Consider the following 24006-nt stretch of genomic DNA (forward strand, 5'->3'; position numbering starts at 1 on the left):
TTTTGGTGCTTAGGTTTTGCCTACTTCGAGTAGTAACAATCCCAGAAACGATATAATTGCGTCAAGTATAGCGCGAACCTGACTATATGTCAACGCTTTCAATGCGGGGACAAACGGAAGTCCCATGGTTATATAAATTGAACTAGATAATATTTACACTAGCTACTCCGATGACAGAACAACCTTCCGATCGCTGTTATCCCCAGCTTTTTTCTGTCCTCTCCGTTTTGTGTAGAAGTTTAGTTCAATTTATATAGATGAAACTTCCGATGTTTTATTGCCGTACAAGACCATTTTAATTCAGAAAAATATAAATTACGCGTCACCCAAGTTTGTTCCGTTGGATTCGATCACATTTTTGTACCACTCAAAACTCTTCTTCTTCAGTCGTGTCAGCTCACCTTGACCTTCATTATTACGATCCACGTAAATGTAGCCATAACGTTTTCTCATCTCACCTGAGGAGGCACTTACAATATCAATAGGTCCCCAGCTGGTGTAACCGATGATGTTCACTCCATCCTGAATGGCCTCACCCATTTCAGCTACATGTCGTTTCAAGTAGTCAATCCGGTACGCATCATCCACTTCACCTTCCGGTGTAACCTCGTCATTGGCACCAAATCCATTCTCAACAACAAACAGCGGCTTCTGATAACGATCATGTAGTTGATTGGCGGTAATACGGAATCCTTTGGGATCAATCGTCCAGCCCCACTCGGACTTCGCCAGATATGGATTGGCTACCGAGCCAAATACATTACCACTGGTCATATTTTTGATAACTTCCGGATCGGTACTAGTTGTACGACTTGAATAATAACTGAATCCGATATAATCTACGGTATGATTCTTCAAGATTTCCGCATCACCCGGCTGCATAACAATGTTCAACTCGTGATCTTTGAAGAAACGTTTGGCATAACCCGGATATTCCCCACGTGACTGCACATCGATGAAGAAATAGGACTCTCTATCTTTTTCCATGCCCTGGAACACATCTTCCGGATTACAAGTATACGGATAGAAGCTTCCTGCGGCGAGCATACACCCAATCATGGCACCAGGAATAATCTCATGACATGCCTTGACTGCCAGTGCACTTGCAACCAGTTGGTGGTGAGCAGCCTGATATTGAATTTCCTTGATGTTATCCCCTTCATTAAACGCCAGCCCCGCCCCAAGGAACGGAAGATGTAACAGCATGTTGATCTCATTAAATGTCATCCAGTATTTCACCTTGTCTTTGTACCGAGTGAATACCGTTGTAGCGTAAGTCTCGAAAAGAGTTACCAGTTCACGACTTCTCCAGCTGCCATACTTCTCGATCAGATGCACAGGCACATCGAAGTGAGCTAATGTAACCACAGGTTCAATGCCGTTTTTCAACAATTCATCAAATAGGTTATCGTAAAATTGTAATCCGGCTTCATTTGGCTGTGAATCTTCTCCTGTCGGGAAAATCCGTGCCCAAGCAATGGAGACACGCAGTGCTTTGAATCCCATTTCGGCAAATAAAGCAATGTCTTCAGGGTATCGGTGATAAAAATCGATTGCTTCATGCGAAGGATAGAACTCGGTAGCGAGCGGCGTAAAAGCCGGAACATTGCCTTTCATAATACTTCTGCGGTTCTCACCTGTTGGTAGCAAGTCAACGATACTCAGCCCTTTGCCATCTTCCAGATACGCGCCCTCCGCCTGATTGGCAGCAATGGCTCCACCCCACAAAAAGTCTTTAGGAAACTTAAAATTCGTCATCATCATTCTCCTTCCAAATATGTAATTCAGCTACCCGCTCAAATCGTTAGAATATTAAAAAGACAAAATAGAAAAAACCCGAACCAGCCTGGGTACACGATTACGTGTAAACAAGCCAGCTCAGGTTATGCCCATATCGGTAACATTCCCAGATCATGATTATGCGGATTGGATAAAACTTTAGCAAGAATCAGAACAGTTGTCAACTTCTTGAAACCGGTTTAGCTTCGGATTGCCCACTACGATATTTGATAGAACGCAGCACATGTGCCGCCAAGAATCATCTGTTGATCTAGTATAGGTAAGGCATTAATGTGAGAATTAATAAGACCATATACTTCAGAATACGTAGCTGAAACGTTGCTCACAGGCCAGTCGGACCCAAACATTAACCGTTCCGCACCAAAGGCTTCAATGGCGATATTCAGATAGGCTGTAAAATCCTTTGGATTCCAATTTACCCAGTCTGCTTCCGTCACCATCCCTGAAAGTTTACAGTACGCATTTGGTTGTGCGGCCAATGACTCAAGCGCTTCTTTCCAGGGTGAGAGTATACCTGATTTTATGTCGGGTTTGGCTAGATGATCAAGTACAAATCGCTGTTCAGGAAACGTCTTAACCAGTTCAACGGCATAAGGCAGTTGCTCCTTGGATACCAACAGATCATAGGCCAAATCATACTCCTTAAGCAATGAAATTCCGCGCTGAAAGTCTTCTCTCAATACATACTTCAGATCAGGTTCATCCTGTATGACATGACGTACGCCCTTCAGATACGGATTGGACGCGAACAATTCAAGCTGATTCCGAACTTCATCCGAACAAAGGTCCACCCATCCGACAACACCTTTGATACATTCATGCCGATCTGCCAACTGCAGAAGCCACTCGGTTTCTGTCAGTGATTGTCTGGCTTGTACCGCAATACATCCATACAGTCCGGATTGGACCAATAAAGGTTCAAGATCTTTTGGAAGAAAAGATTGACGAATGACTTTCATCTCTTCTCCAATCCATCCGTACTCGGCTACGTTGTATTCCCAAAAATGTTGATGTGCATCCAGCTTCATATTAGATCCCTCCCAGGGTATTTAAATCTAATTATCATTAAAAAGCAATCACTGATTTTCACATGATTTTTATTCCAATTGTGAAGGTATTGTCCAATATTAAATCATGATATAGTAAATTACGAAAACGCTTTCAGTACATAAATCGGTGGTGATTCTAGTATTAAAGAAGTGAATTTTTGTTTGCGTTGAGCTCTATTTCCACCCTGCTTAACCGCTATTCACGTTTAACCATTCTCTATTCGAAGGAGACTATATTAATGAAAAAAAACCGCAAATCAGTCCTTTCTCTTACGCTTGTGACTGCCATGATTCTATCTCTATTCTCCTCGGCTATGGCTTCAGCTGCAACTGACAACAGCGAACAGGCCAATGCATCACCCGCTCCAAGCAAAATGCAGACCTATGTAAACGCCATGGAGCCTGGCTGGAATCTGGGTAACTCTCTGGACGCCGTTGGTGAAGATGAAACTGCCTGGGGCAACCCACGCATTACGAAGGAACTAATTCAGTCGATCGCAGATGAGGGCTACAACAGTATCCGTATTCCTGTAACCTGGGAAGCCCATATCGGTGACGCACCCGACTACACAATTGATTCCGCTTACATGAATCGGGTTCAAGAAGTAGTAAACTGGGCCCTTGATGCGGATCTCTACGTCATGATCAATCTTCACCATGATTCCTGGCGCTGGATCAGTTACATGGAGAAAGACCATGACAACGTGCTTGCACGTTATAACGCTGCTTGGACTCAGATTGCGGACAAATTCAAAGATGCATCCGATAAACTCATGTTCGAAAGTGTTAACGAACCACGTTTCTCCGAAGGCGGCACAACAGATGCAGCGATTGGATATCGCATGCTGGACGAATTGAATACTTCTTTTCACAAGATCGTAAGAACTTCGGGTGGAAACAACGAGACACGTCCTCTTGTACTTCCAACGATGCATACCTCTTCCGCTCAACCTGATCTGGATGAACTGAATAAGACCATTCAAAAATTGAATGACAGCAATATTATTGCAACCGTTCACTACTACGGGTTCTGGCCATTCAGTGTGAACATAGCAGGTTACACCAAGTATAACGAGGAAGTACAGAAGGACGTTACCGACACTTTTGATCGGGTATACAATGCTTTTACAGCGAAAGGCATTCCGGTTATCGTTGGTGAGTATGGCTTGCTTGGTTTTGATCAACACACAGGTGTCATTGAGCAAGGCGAAAAACTGAAATTCTTCGAATTTGTTGGACAATATCTGCGTCAAAAACAGATGACAACGATGTTGTGGGATAACGGACAACACTTCGGTCGCACAAGTTTTACTTGGTCTGATCAGGAATTGTTTGATACCATGAAAGCCAGCTGGACAGGTCGCTCATCCACAGCCGAAACGGATCTCGTATATCTTAAACAAAATGAAGCCATTCAAGATAAGAAGGTAAAACTCAATCTGAATGGGAACAAATTCAATTCGTTGAAAAATGGCACTACCCCTCTTGTAAGAGGTAAAGACTATACGATCAAAAAAGATGTGCTTACGTTAAAATCCAATCTGTTAACCAAATTGACAACCTCTGGTGATTTGGGCGTAAATGCCACACTCACGGCTGGATTCAATGAAGGTGCTGACTGGAACTTCAATATCATTAAATATGACACACCTAAGTTGAACGATGCAACTGGTACAACCAGTGCATTTGCCATTCCGACTACGTTTAACGGGAACCAACTGGCAACGATGGAAGCAACATATGCAAACGGAGAAAACGCCGGTCCACAGAACTGGACTTCGTTCAAAGAATTCTCCTACACATTTAGCCCAGATTACGAACGTAATGTGATTGAGCTGAAACCTAACTTCTTCAATGAAACCAATGATGGCGAAGTTACGCTTAAGTTCCATTTCTGGAACGGAGATGTGCTGACGTACAAAATCACGAAAAATGGAACCAGCGTTGTTGGTGTAACTTCATAATAGTTATAAGGATTCCCCACTTGATCTATACCTGTGGGAATCACGAAACGTTCTGTCCAGAGCCATCGGTTCGAACAGAACGTTTTTCCTTTTAATCAGATATTCCTTCCACATCCATTATGAATGACCGTTCACAATAAAAACGAAACATTCCCACTCTGGCTATGAATGACATACGTCGCACCAAGCCCTTTATATACAAGACCAACTGGAGCCTTGTTACTGGAAACGACATAGAGATGTTGCGGATACCAGCTGTGACACAACTGGATATCCTGGCAACACTGAGGCAGATTATTCTCGAACACAAATGCATTTGTGATCATATATTCGGGTCGAGTCTGTTGCATCCCTTCCGTTTCTTGAATATAACGCACAGGAAATGCTCCAAGGGTTTGAAGTTGTTCCCGTTCCTCTTCACTGTGTACAAGCACAACGAAGGCTAATCCCTTTTTCAGTAATAAATCCACGAAATTCATCCCCGCTGCACTGTGTCCTGTTGATACAACAATCATTGCTTCATCCATTGCTGTCTACCTCGCCTTCACATCAGATCCTGCATATATCATCTCAAGTACGTTATGTGCGAATCATAGTCCTCTGTCTGCCTTTCCGCAATTGAACCGTATCCGATTCAGAACCTTCCTGATTGATTCCAGACCATATTCCTCTTTATATCCTATGTAATCTGCCCTTTAAGCTCTGAATCTCCTTATATCTCCGTTAATCATAAGCGATTAAAGAAATCTGATTAACCGAGCCTTAATCGAAGATATATCTCTTTTTAATCGCTTACATGCACAGATTCAAAGCAAAATGTCTTAATACTTTGGCTAAAAGTAATACAAAAAGACAAAGGAAACCTGATGATACATCAGTTCCTTTGCCTTGTATGATTTGTATTTCTCTACATCCATGTTCCAGTACATTTCTATTTCAAACGATCACTTATTGAGGTTCTTTGAATTTCACTACCAGCACCGTTTCCCCATTGGCTTGCACACGACCGGTTGAGGCTGCTGTAACAGTTGCTATCGCTTCGTTTCCACTAGGGATCAACACAGGTGTAATCAAAGGCAGACCCGCAGACTGAATGACATCCATGTCAAATTCAATCAACAATTGACCTGCAGTTACACGATCTCCGCTATTCACATGCGCGGTAAAACCGTTTCCTTTCAGTCCAACCGTATTAATTCCGATATGAACCAACATCTGTACACCTGTCTCATGCTCCAGAATCACCGCATGTTTACTCTTGTTCATGACATGTGCGATGACACCATCAAACGGTGCATATACTTTGCCTTCTGATGGCTCGATGCCAACGCCCTCACCCATATGTTTTTCCGAGAACGCCGGGTCAGGAACCTGCTCCAGAGCAACGACGGTACCGTTCATTGGCGAAGCGATTTCGAGAAAATCTACCTTAGGACGATTGCTTGTAACGGCATCGGTAACTGAATTAATACGCGGATTAAATTCCTCTGCTTTAAGTTCAGTTGATGTTACTCCACTGTTCTCATGGCTCACCGATTCTTCTGCGACCGGTTGATCCTTATATCCGAAGAACCAGGTAAGTGCAAATGCAATCGCCATGGCAACTACGTTGGACAAGATATACAACGGCAGTTGGCTGTTCAGATAGAGCAGTGTACCAGGAATAACCGTTACAGCCATGCCTGTACCCTGCAGATGGAACAAGGAAGCGATGAAACCACCTACACCACCACCAACAAGTCCCATAATAAATGGTTTCATATAACGCAAGTTAACTCCGAAGATCGCTGGCTCCGTAATGCCCAGAAATGCGGACAAGGAAGAAGGTAATGCGAGTGCTTTGAGTTTCATATTTTTGGTCTTCAGACCGACTGCGAGACAAGCCGCTCCTTGTGCTGCCATGGCACAGGTAATGATGGCGTTGAACGGATTAAATCCCGTTTTCTCCAGTAGCTGAATCTCCAGGAAATTAAAGATGTGATGTACACCGGTAACAACAATAATCTGATGGAAGAATCCAATGATAATACCTGCAATGCCAAACGGAAGATCCAATACGGCAGTTGTTCCATGCAGCACCCACTCTTCTAGGGAATGGAATACGGGACCAATCGCGAATAATCCAAGTGTGATCATAACCGTTAACGTAATAAAAGGAGTCAGAATTAAATCCAGTGCCTCGGGTACCCGTCTTCTTAGTACCTTCTCAAACTTGGCTCCAATCAAACCTACAAAGAACGCAGGCAGAACCGAACCTTGATAACCCACGACAGGTATAAAACCGAACATATGCAGCGGCTGGGCTGATCCATCTGCCACCGCGTAAGCATTGGGTAATGCAGGATTGACCAGCATTAGCCCCAGTACGATACCAAGTACTGGACTTCCGCCAAATACGCGGAATGCGGACCACGCTACAAGTGCAGGTAGAAATGCAAATGCGGTATCCGTCAGGATTTGAGTGAACAACAGGAAATTGGCCGAGATATCATCCGGTGTTGCACCGAATAACGCCAGAATTTCATTCTGGGTAAGTAATCCGCGCAATCCCATGAACAGTCCTGTAGCTACCAGTACGGGAATGATGGGTACAAATACGTCACCAAACGTGCGGATAGCCCGTTGAAAAGCATTTCCTTCTTTTTTCCCCTGACTCTTCACATCTTCCTTGGACGTTCCTTCGATGCCCAGCTTCTCAACCTCTTCAAAGATTCGATTCACTGTTCCCGTACCAAAGATAATCTGATATTGACCTGAGTTGAAAAAGGCGCCTTTCACCTTCTCAATATTCTCGACCGTTTTCTGATCAATCTTTTCTTTATCTTTCACCATGATGCGAAGACGAGTTGCACAATGTGCAAATGATGCGATATTCTCTTTGCCCCCGATGGCATGAATGACTTCTTGGGCAATCCGTTGATTCTCCGACATGTTATCTCATTCCTCTCACGTAATACTTAATAATTCCATTGAGTTGCTTCAAAATCAGCTTTGCCTCCGCGTGTAAAGAAACGAATGTCCACGCTGTCACGGCTTGGGAAAATGCGGCTGGTAAAGACCTCTTCCCCATCGTTCACAAAGATCTCGACCGAGGACGAATCCACGAACAGATGGAACTTAATCACTTCCGCAGTAAGTGTGCACTTTCGTACAACGCCATTCTGCTCTGCCAGCTCGGTACCAGACATCGTCCGATCCAAGACAACTTTTTGCTGAATCCGATCATACAGAAGAACCGTTTTTTCAGTTCCATTTGCCCGGAATTCGATGCCTACAACCTCTGCTTCTACATGGCTTATCTCACATATCAGCTCATAGGCAATCCCATTAATACCAGTGAAAGATCGACTCTCATTATCAATCGTTGCGCGAATATGTGTCCCTTCCTCCTGCTGACGTAATTGGACCATCTCTGCAACCGGTTGTTGAATTAACTTGCCGTCACGGAGTGACAATTGCCGAGGAATGGTCAGGCAATGAGCCCAGCCACTATCGTCTGTCGGATACGTCAGATCGGGAAGTCCCATCCAACCAACCAGAATACGTCTTCCGTCCGGGCCCTGCATCGTTTGCGGCGCATAGAAGTCGAATCCACGATCCAACTCCTGAAATTCATCATGATTGAACTCTCTCGTCTGGAGATTGAGCGGCTCACCGATCAGATAACCGGATTGAAAAATATTCTGATAATGATCTCCCGCTGCATCTAAGCCTTGCGGGGAAAAGACAAGTACACCTTTCCCGTCCATCTCCATATAATCCGGGCACTCCCACATGTAACCAAAGGAGGTTAATTGCGTACGAATTTCACCAAGGAACTCCCAGTTGTTCAGATCAATGGAGCGATACAGCACTGTACATCCCGTCTCGTCTGTTCTCTGCGCACCAATTACACAATAATACGTGTCTCCTTGTTTCCACACCTTGGGATCTCTGAAGTGTTCCGTGTATCCAGCTGGCACAGACGAGATCACGGGATCATTCAGTTTGGTTACTGAACCGCTTTCATCCATAACTGCCAGGCATTGATACGGATGTCTGACCCAATCCTCATCTCTGGTATTGCCCGTGTATAGCAAGTGCAGCTTGCCGTCTTTTTCAATTGCGCTACCGGAATAAGCTCCGTGTGAGTCATACCTGCCACCCGGTTCGATTCCAATCCCGACATTTTCCCAGTTCACCAGATTCTTCGAGCGGGTATGATACCAGTATTTCATGCCATGTTCTGTCCCAAGTGGAAACCACTGATAGAACAGATGATAATAGCCTTGATAATATGCAAAGCCGTTAGGATCATTAAGTAGACCTGTTATCGGCTGAATGTGATAACTTTGTCTCCAAGGACATACGGATATCTGTGCTTCAAGCTTCGCAATCTCTCCAGGCTCTGCTTGCTCAATTCGTCTGTAGCGTTGCTCTCTAGTCATTTTCATAGCTGTTCTCCATTCAAAATATAGGAACCGGTTCCATTGGGCGCAAAAAAATAATTCCATATGGCACTAATGCCTGCCCGTATTCGCATATCCGTATTGGATATTCATAATGGAACCGGTTCGATGGAATTATCATAAAGGATGTTTTTATAATTTGTCAACGCTTTCTCGAGGAATTAGTTCTACGTCCAGTGTTGTTCGTTCCTCCACCGACTCGCCTTTGACCAGACGAATAATGTGATTCGCCGCTACTTTGCCCGCCTGCAAATAATGATATTTCACAGTCGTCAGCGTGGGATGAATCATCTCCGTAATATCATATCCGCCAAATCCCGTAACAGACAAATCTTGCGGTATGCGGATTTTATTGGAGAATGCAATCTTCATCACACCCAGTGCGATATTATCCGTGGCCCCCACGATGATCGTTGGTGTGGTCTCTTTCAGTATGGCTTCAGCGGTAACGATGGCTTCAGACATCTTAAAGCTTGTCTCATAATACTTCACTTCACATCCACCACACTCGGCGATTGCTCGCTGGAACCCTTGTTTACGATAGATTCCTACCGCCCGATCCTTCTCGCTAACCCCCATATACACGATCTTGCGGTGACCCTGTTCGACGACATATCTGCCCATCTCATAACCTGCCTGATCATCATTGTGAACCAGACTGTGCAGTTGCTCATGCTGCTGCCCTACCAATAACACCGGAATCCGTATATCCTCAACGGCCTTCAGATGTGCTTCAGTCACTTCAGCAGCCAGCAGAATAATACCCGACACCTTCTGTCGTGCAAAATCATATATGGCATCAATCTCCCGTTGCATGTCCTGACTCGTATTTGCGATAAGCATCTGATACTGATTACTCCTTAGTTCTTCATCAATTCCGATCAATGTCTGTGATGTTGCAAAAGAATCAAGACGTGGCACAACCGTACCGATGATACTGGTCTTCTTAGCCTTCAGACTCTGTGCAAATGTATTGGGAACATAGTTGTATTGTTTGATAATACGCTCAATCTTCTGGCGTGTATCCTCACTAACCGATCCGCCATTCAGGAAGCGAGAGACCGTGCTTTTTGCCACACCTGCCATCTGAGCGATATCAGAAATCGTTTTATTCATAAAGACTCCTCTTGTTTCTTTAACTAGTTTACCTTTTATTATACTTCGAATCGCGAACCTATGGCGAATTTGATTCAACTCCATTTAATACACATCACGTTGTACAACTCCGAATAAACAACAAAAGCCCGATGGCAATGTGACGTTCATACCGAAGTATGATCCGACATTCATCAGGCTGTTAAACTTCCATATAGACATTTGCACAGATCATTAGGGCAAGGATAATCCCTATCCCTGCTGACTCAGACCTCAATAATAATTGGCAAGATCATAGGTCTTCGCTTCGTTTGAGCGTAAATATAGTGACCAATCTCATCTTTCAGCTTTCTTTTGATCACATTCCACTGATTCACCCCAGCCCCGGTCAACTCATCCATCCGGTTTAGAACAAGTTCATGAATCTCATGCATGAATTCTTCCGAATCCTTAACAAATACAAACCCTCGGGAGATAATTTCGGGTGACGTGACCATCTGTTTCTCCGTTTTGCTCAGTGTAGTCACAATCACCAGCATGCCATCGGAGGACAGTTGCCTGCGGTCGCGAAGTACAATATTGCCGACATCACCCATGATCAGACCATCTACGAGACTATTTCCTGATGCAATTTTGGGACCTAACGAAGCAATGCCGTCTTTGTACTGGACCATATCCCCATTATTCACGATAAACACATGATCACGCTCTATTCCTACGGATTCAGCAAGCAGTCTGTGTTGATACAACATGCGAAACTCACCGTGGATCGGAATCAGATAATCCGGTTTCATCAGAGTAAGCATCAATTTGAGTTCTTCCTGACTGCCGTGTCCGGAGACATGCATTCCTACTGCACCACTTGAACCATATATCACACGTGCTCCGAGAACATACAAGTTATCAATCACATGTGCAAGATTCCTCTCATTGCCCGGAATGGCTCCGGCAGCAATAATGACCGTGTCCCCTGCGTTAATTCTTACGTGAGGATGTTTACCGGATGCCAAACGTGACAATGCTGCCATCGCTTCTCCCTGGCTACCGGTGCATAATACAACAACTTGTTCTGGTGGAAACTGATCCGAATCGATAGCTTCAATCAACAATCCGTCAGGAACTTGCAAATACCCCAATTCACTGGCCACTGATACCACATTCACCATACTTCTGCCCAACAGTGCCAGTTTGCGGCCCGTCTCGAATGCTGCATTCACAATCTGCTGTACCCTGCTGACATTCGACGCAAAGGTCGAGATGAATACTTTTTGTTTTGCACGGATAAAGGCATCCAGAATGTGATCCCCCACAACACGCTCAGAAGGTGTAAATCCGGGTCTTTCTGCATTGGTACTCTCGGAGAGCAAAATATGGACACCCTGTTTGCCAATCTCGGCCATGCGGTGCAGATCTGGGAAAGGTCCATGTACAGGCGACATATCAAATTTGAAATCTCCGGTATGCACAACATTGCCTGCTGGGGTCTGAAAAAAGATACCAAGACAATCCGGTATACTATGGCTGGTTGCAAAAAAGGAAACCTCGATCCCTCCCAGCGTAATGCTGGAATGAGCATCGATCGTATGCAAGTCGGCTTTGCGCAGCAACCCATGCTCTTTCAGTTTAAGTTCGATCAGCCCACGAGTGAGCCTGGATGCATACACCGGGATGTTCATTTGTTTTAACAAATACGGAATGCCACCAATGTGATCTTCATGTCCATGGGTAACTACAAGACCCCTTACTTTATCCAGGTTCTCCAGCAGATACGTTACATCCGGAATGATCAGATCAATACCAGGCAATGTCTCATCGGGAAACTTCGAACCACAGTCAATCACGATGATGTCCTGATGGTACTGGATAAAATACATATTCTTTCCTATTTCATTCACGCCGCCAAGTGCAGCGATATACAGTTTGTTGTGGGCTAGATTCAACTCTATTATTCCTCCTCTGCGTGGCAATCGTATACGATACGGATCTATATTCCTAGTATGGAAGCAATCGCCTCAGTTATGCATTTCAGCGTGATTATGCCAAAAAAACCACCACGGAATTTTCATTCCATAGTGGTTTATACGAAAAATAAATGCGGTTACACCAATGATTTATCACGCTGTAGTAATACGTCTTGTTCATAGGTTTTGATATCGGTGATCCACTTTTCACGAACTGGAACGCCTTGCTGAGCACAATAGTAGTCCCAGATCGCGCCAAACGGATAGGATTTGAACTCTTCCGTTAAGGCAAGACGCAACGTGTAATCCCCTTCCAATTCGGCTTGTTTCAAGGCATCCACTGGTTCGAGCATCGCTCGGAGAAGGGCTTTGATCGTGTTGCGAGTCCCCACAACCCATGCAGCTACACGGTTAATGCTTGCATCAAAGAAATCCAATCCAATATGTGTGGTCGCAAGCAGATCATGTCGAACCAGTTCACGAGCAATTTCCAGCAACTCATCGTCCATAATTACCACATGGTCACTATCCCAACGCATCGGGCGGCTTACGTGAAGCAGAATTCCACTTGTAAACAAAGACAAGGACGACAGTTTATTAGAAATAACCTCTGTTGGATGGAAATGACCCGCATCTAGGCAGATTAACGTATCATTTTGCAAACCGTAACCCATATAGAATTCATGAGAACCCACCACATATGCTTCCGAACCGAGACCAAACAGCTTACTCTCTACCGCGTCCAGGTTGTGCTCCGGGTTAAGTGGTTCGCCGAATACTTCATCCAGCGATTCTTTGAGACGTTTGCGTGGTGTCAACCGATCAACCGGATTATCCTTGAATCCGTCCGGTACCCATACATTGGTTACACAAGTCTGACCAAGCTGTTCCCCGAAATAAGCACCAATCCGGCGGGATGCCTTGCAGTGATCAATCCAGAACTTGCGAATTTCAGGTTCTGGATGACTGAGCGTGAACCCGTCACTTGATTTTTCATGGGAAAAACATGTTGGGTTGAAGTCCAGACCGAGTCCTTGTTCTTTGGCCCATTTCACCCAGTTCTCATAATGCTTTGGCTCAATCTGATCCAGTTCAACCTGCTCGTCTGTATCCGTGTAGATCGCGTGTAGATTGACCTTATGTTTGCCAGGAATCAGAGTAAAAGCTTGCTCCAGATCGTTACGAAGTTCTGCCGGGGTTGTCGCAGCGCCCGGATATTGACCTGTAACGGAAATACCACCTGTTAACTCCCCATCTTTATTCAGAAAACCTTTGACATCGTCGCCTTGCCAGCAGTGTACGGATACTTTGATCTCCGCGAGTTTGTTCAGTACCTCGTCCGTATCAATTCCGTGCTGGGCATACAATTCCTTGGCTGCTTCATACGCTTGCTTGACTTGGTTATCCATCCGCAAGAACCCTCCTATTTTAACGTGTAAATGCTGCCGGTACACCGCCATCAATGGTCATCATACAACCGGTTGTTTTTTCGGATTTCGAAGAAGCAAAGAATGCGATTCCTTCCGCAATATCTCTTGGATAGATATTCACGAGCAATGTCGTCCGTTTGCGATAATACTCTTCCAATTGATCCGGTTCAATTCCATATGCCGCTGCACGTTCGTTTCTCCAGGAACCGTTCCAGATCGCTGAACCCTGTAGAATGGCATCTGGAAGAATCGTGTTGACACGAATGCCATACTCTCCACCTTCTGCTGCAATACAACGTGCCAGATGCGCTTCCAGCGCTTTCGCTGAACTGTAAGCAGAAGCACTCTTACCTGCATACACCGAGTTCTTGGACCCGATAAATACCATGCTTCCCCCAATACCCTGCTGTTTCATCAGCTTGAACGCTTCACGAGCCACGAGGAAATACCCTGTACCCAGAACATTCATATTCAGGTTCCATTCTTTCAGGGACGTTTCGTCAAATGGGCTGGATGTCGCCAATCCGGCATTGTTCACGATGATATCCACTCCGCCATACTGCACCGCAACATCAGCATACGCAGATTGAACGGCTTCCTCATCGGTGACGTCCATTTTCAGCGCATAAGCACGATTCTCACCGTACTGATCATTGATTTCCTGTGCTACCTTCTGTGCGCCCTCCAGGTTGAGATCAGCAAGCACCACATGTGCGCCTTCAGATACCAATCTGCGTGCTGTTTCACTTCCGATACCGCCTGCGCCGCCTGTAATAAACGCCACTTTACGGGAGAATTCGGTTTCTGCTGGAGCCAAAGACAATTTGTACAATTCCAGCGGCCAGTACTCCACATTGTAAGACTCGTTTGCACTAAGTGATACGAATTGGCCCAAGCTAGTAGCCCCACGCATAACGGCAATCGCTCTGTGATACAACGCTCCGCTTACTTGGGAAAGCGCCCAGCTCTTGCCTGTGTTGATCATGCCCACACCTGGAATGAGGATAACGCGTGGTGCCGCTTCGAACATGACATCACCTTCGTTTTTGTTGCTCTCAAAATACTGTTGATACTGCTCTTTGTAGGCAGCCACACCTTCTACCAACTTGGCTTTTAAACCTTCAATATCTTCCGCATCCGGTGTCCAATCGATGAACAAAGGTACCACTTTGGTATGTACCAGATGATCCGGGCAAGCTGCACCCACCTGTGACAATTCCGGTGAATCTGCTCCGCCCACAAAAGCAAGTACGTCCTCTTGATCGTCAAAGGACAAAATCATTTTTTTGCTATCCGATACCGCTCCACGAATTGTTGGCATTACACGTGATACGATCTGACGACGAACCTCTGTTGCAAGTGCCGGGTGTTTCACACCACCGAACAAACTTTCTTCGTTCACCCGTGCTTCGATGAATGCTTCTGCTTCGTTGATAATCTTGATCGTTTGTGCGTAACATTCCTCGGATGTTTCTCCCCAAGTGACAAGTCCGTGTTTTTCCATCAGTACGAGTTCGGCATTAGGATTCGAGAATACGCTTTCAGCAATCATTTTAGATAAGGTGAACCCTGGACGAACGTAAGGTACCCATACAAAACGATCACCGTAGATCTCTCTCGCCAATTCCTTGCCGTTATGCGCACAGCACAAGCTGATAATGGCATCCGGGTGCGTATGATCCACATGTTTATATGGAAGGAATGCATGCAGCAGAGTCTCGATAGAGGCACGTGGGTGCTTGGCATCAATCATGCAATGTCCCAGATATTCAACCATCTCTTCATCCGACATGGATTCACGTTCAATTAATGGTCGAATGTCTTCGAGCCCAAGTCCGGTAAAATGTTTCGCTTCCATGGAACCCAGATCAGAGCCGCTTCCCTTCACATACATTACTTCTACATCACGACCACGAAAATCCTTCACTGTCGTTTTGGTAGACGTATTACCACCGTAGATGTTACATACACTGCGATCAGTCCCAATCAGATTGGATCGGTAAACCAACTGCTCAAGTCCTGTTGTTTTCTCAGATGCCTGCGATGCATTCCATAAACTCTGTACCATTTGTTTCCCTCCGATAATGTTTGTTTTATTCCTAATCCGAGTTTAACATCTTTGTTTTATTTTGAAAACAAAATATTTTAAAACCAAACGGAAATATTCAAAAATCATTATAGATTGAACTATTTTATTAAAAAAACACCCTGACGTAACCGTCAGAGTGTTCCTGTTTCAACGGCAGATTAGAAAATCCCCGCTTTTTGAGAAGTGTTTTTAATTCCATAGGTATCATTCACTACGGTGTTTCCGAAGCTCGTCAAACTTCCGTTCGGACCTGTAGCCATGTCCAGGTAGTTCAGACCAGAACTGTTTCCATACCAGGACCAGGCCAGCCAGCCCACCCCTTTTTCCTGACCATATCTCATGATGGCATACTCGTCCACATCACCGTTTGTGTGGTATCCCCCGAACTCACCAATGATCAGAGCCAATCCTTTGTTCAGCACATTTTCCATATTGGCTTTGACGGTTGCAGCATCTTTGCCAGCATACTCATACATATGAATGGAGAAGACCGTATTTTTCTGAGAATCGGCTGCAAATACACTTTGTCCATAATCCACGATGGATTGAGGGAACTGTCCCCATCCGGCTGCATCCACAATTAGCGTATTTTTAATTCCCGCATTTCGGAGTTTCGGAATGGCTTTTTTGTAACCATCAGCCCACGCACTTCCATTCCACGTTCCATACCATTCATTGGCGATATTGACGATGACCCGATCTTCTTTGCCAATCAAAGCTTCCTTAATGCTAATCCAGTAGTTCACTGCCGCATCCAACGAATTATAGTCATCTTTCCCTGTGGCGTCATGCACCTCGAGTACAGCTATCATTTTATTTTGGTTAACCACATTAATAATATTTTTAACAGCGTTCAGATCATCTTTGGTGTACAGGCTACCATTCGAAAGAACAATGCGTACCGTATTGGCACCTGTTTTGGCGATTGCAGGGATAGCGGTATTCAAATCATTTTTGAACCAGGAATGTCCGTGATTAACACCTCTCATGACAAAAGCCTTGCCTGTGGAATCGTATAACTTGTTACCGCTTACATAAAATCCTGTAGCAGCAGATGCTTTGGGTGCTGCACTCCCTAATACCATGAACATGAGTGTAGCAATAACCGTGAAGATTGTACACTTTTTCAGATTAACCATTCGTTTGGAACCTCCTGTATTTGTTTTTTTATTTCAATTAACCCTGCTCTAGGCAAGAAGTTAACTAAAATCGTCGGTAATGGAAGTTTTTTTTTATTAAATAAATAACAAAAAACTTTATATAAGTCACGTTATTTAGTTTAAATAAACTTTATCGTTAAGGTTATGAAGTTATAATAAATTGAAAACGCTTACCAGTCAAGATCTTTTTACCATGATTAGGAATCATTTGTTTTTACATAACACAGCAAAAAAAGGTTCTCTCCCCTCACAATCGTTCGGAGAAAGAACCCTCTGTATTATTAACTAAAGTTAACTCTTGTTTAAATCTTGTTTATCTGTTATTTTGTTTAACTCCTGATTTAGACTAAGTGTCTTCTCTAACTCCCGCCAATACCAAACCAACCCGATACTGTGGTCTCACCCGAATTTCATTAAACTTTCCAATCTCCACGCCCTCAAACCGCTCCACATAAGCCTGATTCACATAACTCTCAGTCGTCCCTTTTCGAATTGGGGTTATAGACAGACGAAGCGCGTGATCAGCCAACAAATGACGGGATTGCTTCAAACCAAGCATCCAGCTGTGTCCATAGTGAATATGATCCGTTAACATCTGATGATGAATATGTGCTGTTGCAACGTCTCCTTCATAATCAATCTCAATCCACACGTCATCTACTTGTTCCGGCCACGCTGTGTCCAATCTCAGTGTTGCTGCATACTCTTTCGGATAATCAACCTCTACAGCAGGCTCGTAAGGAGAAACTTGGAATGTATACGTACCGAATATTCCCTGCTTCGACTGGGATGACACAGCATATTTCGAAGCTGAAACATGCTCTGGAGCCGGATAAAAGGATACCTCCATCTCTGGTTGCTCCACAGATGTACATAGGAGCATCTCATTCTGTACATACAGATGACTGCTGCTAATTACAAGCCTTTCTTCTCCGCCCACACGGAAACGGTAGGCATGTAATGCCTCTTCACGGGTTAATGTAATGATACGTATGGCTATACCGTCCGATGTTGTAATCCCCAGATGATGGTCCTTGCCAGCAATCGGATGTATCACAACTTCATTCCCCTGCTCTGAAACAGTGCCTTCGGGCATATCCACATTTGTAACAGATGATGCATCAATAACATACTCAGGCATCATGCCTTCATGGGCATAAAAGACAGCCGTAAGCTCCTGATTTACCATAAATCGGGTCAGTGGCTGAACGGTAGCACTAATGATCTTCATTCCATTCAGATTCATATGGAAAGGCAGAATGGCTGCCATGCCGGATTTCAGCTGCATAGTTCCTTCTCTTGGGTATAAAACAGTCCCTTTGCTGGTATGAAGCTCCAATTGTATATCACGATCAGGCATCGCCACATGATCCTGATAATTATTCATGAACAGGAATCCCGAGCCATCTTGTTGGCGAACAGACCAACGCATATCCATCGTGTTCTCCGGTGTTATCGCATGTTGACCATCCGGTACAACACAGCCCATTGGTGCAAGTAACTCACCGTATGCTTCCAGGAACATGGACAAGGTACGAATGCGGTCATACGATTCACCAACACGCCCAAATTCCCCGAGTGGCGATTGGTAATCATACGTCATTTTCGGCAATGCCTGCTCGTTCATATATGAATTTTTGCCTATCGGATTGGTCCCCCCGTGATACATATAATACCCAACCAGATTGCTGCCGTTCGCAAGTTTCACAATGGTCATCGCCTCGACACTGTCCGCATCAACAACCGGACGAGCGTGATAACTGACCTGCATGCCTCCAGCAAGCTCGCAATACGCAGCAGGGTACTCCAGACTGTCATAATCCACTTCTTCCACAGGATCCATATGCAGATCCCGGAATAAATACTCCCGGCTTGGAGGCTGATTGGGAATCCATGGTGTGTACGCATACCCCGCTAGCATAGGCAATGTTCCTTCTTCAGGCACCGCAGCATTGCCCCAGGCCGTGGCAGTATAGAACATCGGCTTCATACCGACTTCTTCGGCAATATGGCGAAGCATCTTCAGATGTTCTCGCCCGTCCCGGCCGGAGGAAATGTATTTTTCGCGGGTATATCCCCAGGCATCCATGGGTGCGCCAGCGTGCATATACTCATTTTCCAACTGTACCCCGATAACAGGGCCACCCTCCTGATAAAAGCAGCCGTTGAGCTGACGGGCAATCTCCCGATATAATCGCTTGGCGTAATACAGATATCCTTCATCGTTCGACCTGACTTCGAATGGATAACTGAATAACCAATCCGGCATTCCACCATTACGCACTTCCCCATGACAGAATGGACCAATTCGTACGATCAGAGGCAGCTCATGTTTGCCACACAGATCCACAAAGTGCCGCAAATTCAGATTTCCTGACCAATTAAATTCGCCTTCCTGCTCCTCGTGAAAATTCCAGAAAACATAGGAAGCGACAATGCTCACCCCGCCTGCCTTCATCTTCAGTAATTCTTCTTCCCACTGCAAGTAAGCGAATCTGGAGAAATGAAACTCACCTACCACGGGAATATGGGGTTTAGCATTACGAGTCATATAATAGTTGGTAAAATCATACGATTCCCCTCGTGGGCTTTTGCCGCCACTGCCAGTCATGCGACCCGCACGAATCTCTTTATCTTCCGCATCCAATATGAAACGAATCTGGCTACCTGCTATAGTATCATTCATGGATTATATAACTCCTTCGATATAAATGGGATGTGTTGAAACGATTATCAATTATCGATGGATGATTGCCCCTTGATGATTCGGGTTTTTCTCCAATACCCGGTCCAACTCAAGTTTGGCTTCACTTGTCCGCCCCAGCCCCAGAAGACCCAATGCCCGCATATACCTGCAATGTTCTTCATTTCGCTGATTGAGATCGTCGTCAAACACTAGAAAATCGGGCAGAGATACCGCAAAATAATCCATTCGGATGTGATCATGCATATGTCTTTCCGCATAGTCAATGAGTTTGTTAAAGCGTCGGTTTGCTTCCTTCACATTGCCAAGTTTCTGCCAGGCCAGACCCTGATAATAGATGGATTCCGGCGGTTGATCATTATAAAACATCGCGCTTGCCGGTTCATTCAAACCGATGGATGCTTTGTGGAAACTTTCCTCTGCCGCCTGATTACTCTTCAGTTGCTGGTAGGCACAGCCAAGATAAAAGTAAACTGGGTTGTCTCCGGCTCCCTCCAATTTACCTTCACCTAAGTTCTCCGGGTAAACCAAAGCCTTCTTCAACAATTCCATTGCTAGTTCAGGTTGTTGTTTCTCCAGTTTTCGCTTTGCCAGTTCTGTCAGTGCCGTAACATATTGTCCTGTTACCTTGCCTTCTCCACCCTCCCATGGATGAAACCGCCGGGTCTGAAGGGCATTCCATGCTTCTTGATGACTACCTTGCATATTCAGTAAAGTCACCCACTCGATATACAGATCATCACGGTGGTGAACCAACTCCATATGTTGTTCCAGCAATTTGATTCGATGCTCGCAGGAATACCCTATCTTCTTGTGCAATTGATCCAACTCGTAGAAGATTCGGGCATCCTGTGAATCCAACCGGAAAGCTTCCTCTAATGATGCCAGTGCAAGATCGGGGCGATTCAGCTTGTTATAATAAGCCAGTCCCAGATTCCGATGTACAGTCGAATATGCAGCATCCACCTCGCGTGAAGTTTCCCAATGGGTAATTGCTTCCTCGTAGCGTTTATGATCATATAACCAATTTCCCAGGTAATAGTGAGCACGCGCATCATTCGAATCCACTGCCAATGCACCCTGAAGCACCATGAATTCAAATAGCGTATTGGGAAAACAATAATCCGTTGGAGCAGCTTTCCCCTGCTTTTGACATTCCCGGGCCTGCTCCACATCCCCCAGCTGACGATACAAGTAGGCCTGAGCATAACCAACCATAGGATACGGCTGTGAATTTTCGGATTCAACATAAGAGAGTACCGTCAATGCTTCTTCCCACAATTCACAATCCGCGTAATCTGCGGCTAGATTCAGATAATTATAAACGTCTTCTCGCATCAGACGATGGAAATGCTCACGTGTTTGCCCCGCTTGTTCTCTCTCTGAAGGTGCAGTTGCTCCGCTGTAAATCAGGACTAATTCATGTGCGGCTCCAAATTCAACCGGGTCCAGTTCCAACGTTTCATACGCATATTGGATGGCCCTTTCATGCTGACCCAATCTACGCAGCAAAGCCACCTTCAGATGTCGAGCCTTATAATTTCTGGTGTTACGAATCAGCGAACGTTCGATGTGATCCAAAGCTTCGATGTACCGATGTTGCCCCGTATCGATCTGAGCAAGCATGTAATAACCTGTATCCTGATACTGTGCAGACCATACGGCTTTATACAGGGCTGCGTAGGCTTCTTCCTGTTTCCCTTGTAATTTCAAACTTAGACCGAGTTGGTAAAATGCTTCACTATCATATGGATTCGTATTTTTCCATGTCAGCGATTGTACTGCCTGTCTGAAATGCTTCTCTGCATCTTGAAACAGCCCTCTACGCAGCAGCAATGTGCCATACGCTATGTTTAGACGAATATCCGTTGCATCACGCTTCAAACCTTCCAGATAATAAGGTTCCGGTTCATACGTGGCATGCCGATATTGTTCCAAATGAAGACCCGCCAGATATAGTTGTTCATTCGTACGAATCTCGGATGGTAGCGGGAGTGGTGTGGCCGGATCTGGAACTTCCTGGATCTCAGTACGTTCAGGCTGATAGGCCACAAGTTCTTTTCCTTCCACAGTTCGAACACTTAACTTCACCTGATGCCATTCATCTTGTCCGCTCCACGGGAATGAAGATTTATATAGTTCCGTAGGTGAGATATTACATCTCTCATGGAGATATACCATGGTTGGTCCTATCACTTCAACGGTCACTTGTTCAAAAACCGACGTCGCATATACCATCACGGTTACCATTCCGGTCGTTTCGTCCATTTCCAGATTAACCGCTGCATCAATCGTTGCATTTTTGACCATACCAATTCCTTTATACGGCATAAAATACTGCGAGAATGATTTCGCTTCATAGGGCTGTAACCACGTAAAATCAGGTTGATTATCGGTATAGATCCCGGTCATTAATTCAATATAAGGTCCATCCTCGTCCGTTAACTGACGATCCCAGGCTTGCCCGAATTCCCCGTTCCCCCAGGTCCATTGCTTCTTGCCCGGAGAAATATGATGATTGGCTACATGCAACAAACCTGCCTGAATCCCATGGTCATAACCCCCTACAAAATTATAATCCGACTTATACGCCATATAGGATGTTGGAACCGGTATGTTTTTGTATCGCGAGATATCCACACCTTCGGAATAGTCCATCTTGTAATAGGTGCCGGTTGCGATGGGAAAGCGGGATACGTCCCGTTTTCCATGGTCCAGCACAGCCATTACATCAGGTGGAAACACGGATTGCGTATGATCGTTGACAGCTACAGCTGGGTTGGCCCACCATAGAAAAGTTTGAGGTGCGCTGGTACGATTGTATACCTCAGCATGGATTTCAAGATAGGCTTTGCCGGGATGTAATGTGAAGCCAGCGGTCATTTTGGTACCATACATGCGGTCAATCTCACCCACCCACACGGTAGCGCTTCCATCTTGATTACTGCCAAATGTATAATCGACTGGACCAAACGTGTTGGGCCGATGATGTTGTGGCCAGTTGAATTCAATTCCTCCGGAAATCCATGGCCCTGCCAGACCCACGAGCGCAGGTTTAATCACCCGGTTATAATATACAAAATCGTAGTTGTTGGTCCGATCCAGCGCACGATAGATCCGTCCACCCAGTTCGGGCATCATCTCGATACGTACATATTCATTTTCGAGAATAACTAATCGATACGACTTCATTTTGGCCTCATCTTCAATGCTGTCGATCACGGGATGCGGGTACACCTTACCCGAACTCCCCTGGTAGATTCTCTTTTCAAGAAACATCGGATTTTTGTCCGGTTTACCTGTACCATAGGTTGGAATATCTCTGGTTTCTTCCCATATGCGAACATTTGATTTCGCTGTCACGTGATTCAATTCCCTCACTCCTCGGCCTCGTATATATTGTGATCATACGCTCCGACATGCAGGAAGAACATTGACATTAAGCGGTTCTTGATGGACGATCTTCGGATTCCCCCATAACCAAAGAGAGCACCTATCCACTGAATAATGCAGTGAAAGGTACTCTCTGATCGATCTTGATTAACTTATCTGCGACGTGCAAAATCCACAAATCTGAACTTGTCCGGTCTGTGCCTCGACTCCGTATACTGAAATTGACTGGCATCCTCCAGGTACACCTGGCTCCTCACCACAACTACATTGTGGAAACCTTCAAGGTCAAGTAGTTCCCTGTCCTCTGCGGTGGGTTCTTCCACCAAAATCTCTTTTTTGGCAAACGAAATCGAAAGCCCCAGCTCTTGCTCAATGTACTGATAGATGGAATCATTACAGATCTCTTTGCTGAGCCCAGGAACAAGCCGCTGGCTAATGTAATCTTTGTCCAGTATGACATGCTCTCCATCCACTTTGCGCACACGTCTGATCTCCCAGACCTGTTCATTCAGACCAAAGTTAATCTTCTTGTGCAACACCTGATCGACCTGTTGCTCCTCGAAAACCTTCACATACGTTTGAGCACGATGTCCCATTTTTTTGGCCAATTCCTTGAAGCTAACCAGACCTGAGATGGGAAAATCGATCTTGCGTATATCCAGTACAATCGAGCCCTTGCCTTGAATCTTCTGAATATAACCTTCTTCATACAACATTTTCAATGCTTTGCGAATAGTCTCTCGAGACGTTTGATAACTTTCCGATAGATCCAGTTCCGATTGAAGTAACGTCCCTGCCTCAATCTCTCCGGTCCGAATACGATCTGCAATATCTTCATATATCCGGATAAATTTATTATTCATTATTCATCACCATTGTTCATTACCCTTTTTTTATCATATTGGCAACCATT

The 24006-nt window shown here is 45.0% G+C and carries 14 protein-coding genes; 1 reads left to right on the forward strand and 13 read right to left on the reverse strand.

What is annotated here, in order from left to right; translation table 11 throughout:
• Positions 1–315 precede the first annotated feature (315 nt).
• Positions 316–1758: a 6-phospho-beta-glucosidase gene (locus AC1DE7_RS07475; protein ID WP_282322182.1), complete on the reverse strand. Its 1443-nt coding sequence runs from the start codon at positions 1756–1758 to the stop codon at positions 316–318.
• Positions 1759–1997: 239 nt separating this feature from the next.
• On the reverse strand, positions 1998–2828 hold the full coding sequence (locus tag AC1DE7_RS07480; RefSeq protein WP_477534046.1) for an amidohydrolase family protein: 831 nt from the start codon (positions 2826–2828) through the stop codon (positions 1998–2000).
• 260 nt (positions 2829–3088) lie between these two features.
• Here AC1DE7_RS07480 and AC1DE7_RS07485 point away from each other — a divergent pair, with 260 nt between their 5' ends.
• Complete coding sequence (locus tag AC1DE7_RS07485) at positions 3089–4813, forward strand: cellulase family glycosylhydrolase (RefSeq protein ID WP_477534047.1); 1725 nt, start codon at positions 3089–3091, stop codon at positions 4811–4813.
• 131 nt (positions 4814–4944) lie between these two features.
• Here the strand turns inward: AC1DE7_RS07485 and AC1DE7_RS07490 are convergent, their stop codons facing one another.
• The 11 genes from AC1DE7_RS07490 to treR form a co-directional block, all read right to left on the reverse strand.
• A complete protein-coding gene (locus AC1DE7_RS07490; RefSeq protein ID WP_477534048.1) occupies positions 4945–5340 on the reverse strand; it encodes a hypothetical protein in 396 nt (131 codons plus the stop codon).
• A 421-nt stretch (positions 5341–5761) separates the two neighbouring features.
• Positions 5762–7744 (reverse strand): sucrose-specific PTS transporter subunit IIBC, encoded by a 1983-nt coding sequence (locus tag AC1DE7_RS07495; protein WP_477534049.1) that lies wholly within the window; start codon positions 7742–7744, stop codon positions 5762–5764.
• Between the two features lie 26 nt (positions 7745–7770).
• On the reverse strand, positions 7771–9246 hold the full coding sequence (locus AC1DE7_RS07500) for a glycoside hydrolase family 32 protein (RefSeq protein WP_477534050.1): 1476 nt from the start codon (positions 9244–9246) through the stop codon (positions 7771–7773).
• 147 nt (positions 9247–9393) lie between these two features.
• A complete protein-coding gene (locus AC1DE7_RS07505; RefSeq protein ID WP_036608469.1) occupies positions 9394–10377 on the reverse strand; it encodes a LacI family DNA-binding transcriptional regulator in 984 nt (327 codons plus the stop codon).
• Between the two features lie 245 nt (positions 10378–10622).
• Complete coding sequence (locus AC1DE7_RS07510) at positions 10623–12296, reverse strand: ribonuclease J (protein WP_477534051.1); 1674 nt, start codon at positions 12294–12296, stop codon at positions 10623–10625.
• A 158-nt stretch (positions 12297–12454) separates the two neighbouring features.
• The gene (gene rhaA, locus AC1DE7_RS07515) at positions 12455–13726 is read right to left on the reverse strand and encodes an L-rhamnose isomerase (RefSeq protein WP_477534052.1); all 1272 of its coding nucleotides are present in this window, start codon (positions 13724–13726) and stop codon (positions 12455–12457) included.
• A gap of 19 nt (positions 13727–13745) precedes the next feature.
• On the reverse strand, positions 13746–15815 hold the full coding sequence (locus AC1DE7_RS07520; protein WP_477534053.1) for a bifunctional aldolase/short-chain dehydrogenase: 2070 nt from the start codon (positions 15813–15815) through the stop codon (positions 13746–13748).
• Between the two features lie 179 nt (positions 15816–15994).
• Complete coding sequence (locus tag AC1DE7_RS07525; RefSeq protein WP_370739085.1) at positions 15995–16927, reverse strand: glycoside hydrolase family 5 protein; 933 nt, start codon at positions 16925–16927, stop codon at positions 15995–15997.
• Between the two features lie 415 nt (positions 16928–17342).
• Entirely contained in the window at positions 17343–19682 is a 2340-nt protein-coding gene (locus AC1DE7_RS07530; RefSeq protein ID WP_477534054.1) for a beta-galactosidase, read from the reverse strand.
• A 51-nt stretch (positions 19683–19733) separates the two neighbouring features.
• A complete protein-coding gene (locus AC1DE7_RS07535; RefSeq protein ID WP_477534055.1) occupies positions 19734–23072 on the reverse strand; it encodes a DUF5107 domain-containing protein in 3339 nt (1112 codons plus the stop codon).
• A gap of 173 nt (positions 23073–23245) precedes the next feature.
• On the reverse strand, positions 23246–23956 hold the full coding sequence (treR, locus tag AC1DE7_RS07540; RefSeq protein ID WP_076214823.1) for a trehalose operon repressor: 711 nt from the start codon (positions 23954–23956) through the stop codon (positions 23246–23248).
• Positions 23957–24006 lie beyond the last annotated feature (50 nt).

The organism is Paenibacillus sp. 10L310 (assembly GCF_056395745.1).

Excerpts from the sequence above, each read along its gene's own strand:
- AC1DE7_RS07530 (WP_477534054.1), bottom strand. The coding sequence starts at position 19,682 with ATGAATGATACTATAGCAGGTAGCCAGATTCGTTTCATATTGGATGCG.
- treR (WP_076214823.1), bottom strand. The coding sequence starts at position 23,956 with ATGAATAATAAATTTATCCGGATATATGAAGATATTGCAGATCGTATT.
- AC1DE7_RS07495 (WP_477534049.1), bottom strand. The coding sequence starts at position 7,744 with ATGTCGGAGAATCAACGGATTGCCCAAGAAGTCATTCATGCCATCGGG.
- AC1DE7_RS07480 (WP_477534046.1), bottom strand. The coding sequence starts at position 2,828 with ATGAAGCTGGATGCACATCAACATTTTTGGGAATACAACGTAGCCGAG.
- AC1DE7_RS07525 (WP_370739085.1), bottom strand. The coding sequence starts at position 16,927 with ATGTTCATGGTATTAGGGAGTGCAGCACCCAAAGCATCTGCTGCTACA.
- AC1DE7_RS07500 (WP_477534050.1), bottom strand. The coding sequence starts at position 9,246 with ATGAAAATGACTAGAGAGCAACGCTACAGACGAATTGAGCAAGCAGAG.
- rhaA (WP_477534052.1), bottom strand. The coding sequence starts at position 13,726 with ATGGATAACCAAGTCAAGCAAGCGTATGAAGCAGCCAAGGAATTGTAT.
- AC1DE7_RS07475 (WP_282322182.1), bottom strand. The coding sequence starts at position 1,758 with ATGACGAATTTTAAGTTTCCTAAAGACTTTTTGTGGGGTGGAGCCATT.
- AC1DE7_RS07485 (WP_477534047.1), top strand. The coding sequence starts at position 3,089 with ATGAAAAAAAACCGCAAATCAGTCCTTTCTCTTACGCTTGTGACTGCC.
- AC1DE7_RS07520 (WP_477534053.1), bottom strand. The coding sequence starts at position 15,815 with ATGGTACAGAGTTTATGGAATGCATCGCAGGCATCTGAGAAAACAACA.
- AC1DE7_RS07505 (WP_036608469.1), bottom strand. The coding sequence starts at position 10,377 with ATGAATAAAACGATTTCTGATATCGCTCAGATGGCAGGTGTGGCAAAA.
- AC1DE7_RS07490 (WP_477534048.1), bottom strand. The coding sequence starts at position 5,340 with ATGGATGAAGCAATGATTGTTGTATCAACAGGACACAGTGCAGCGGGG.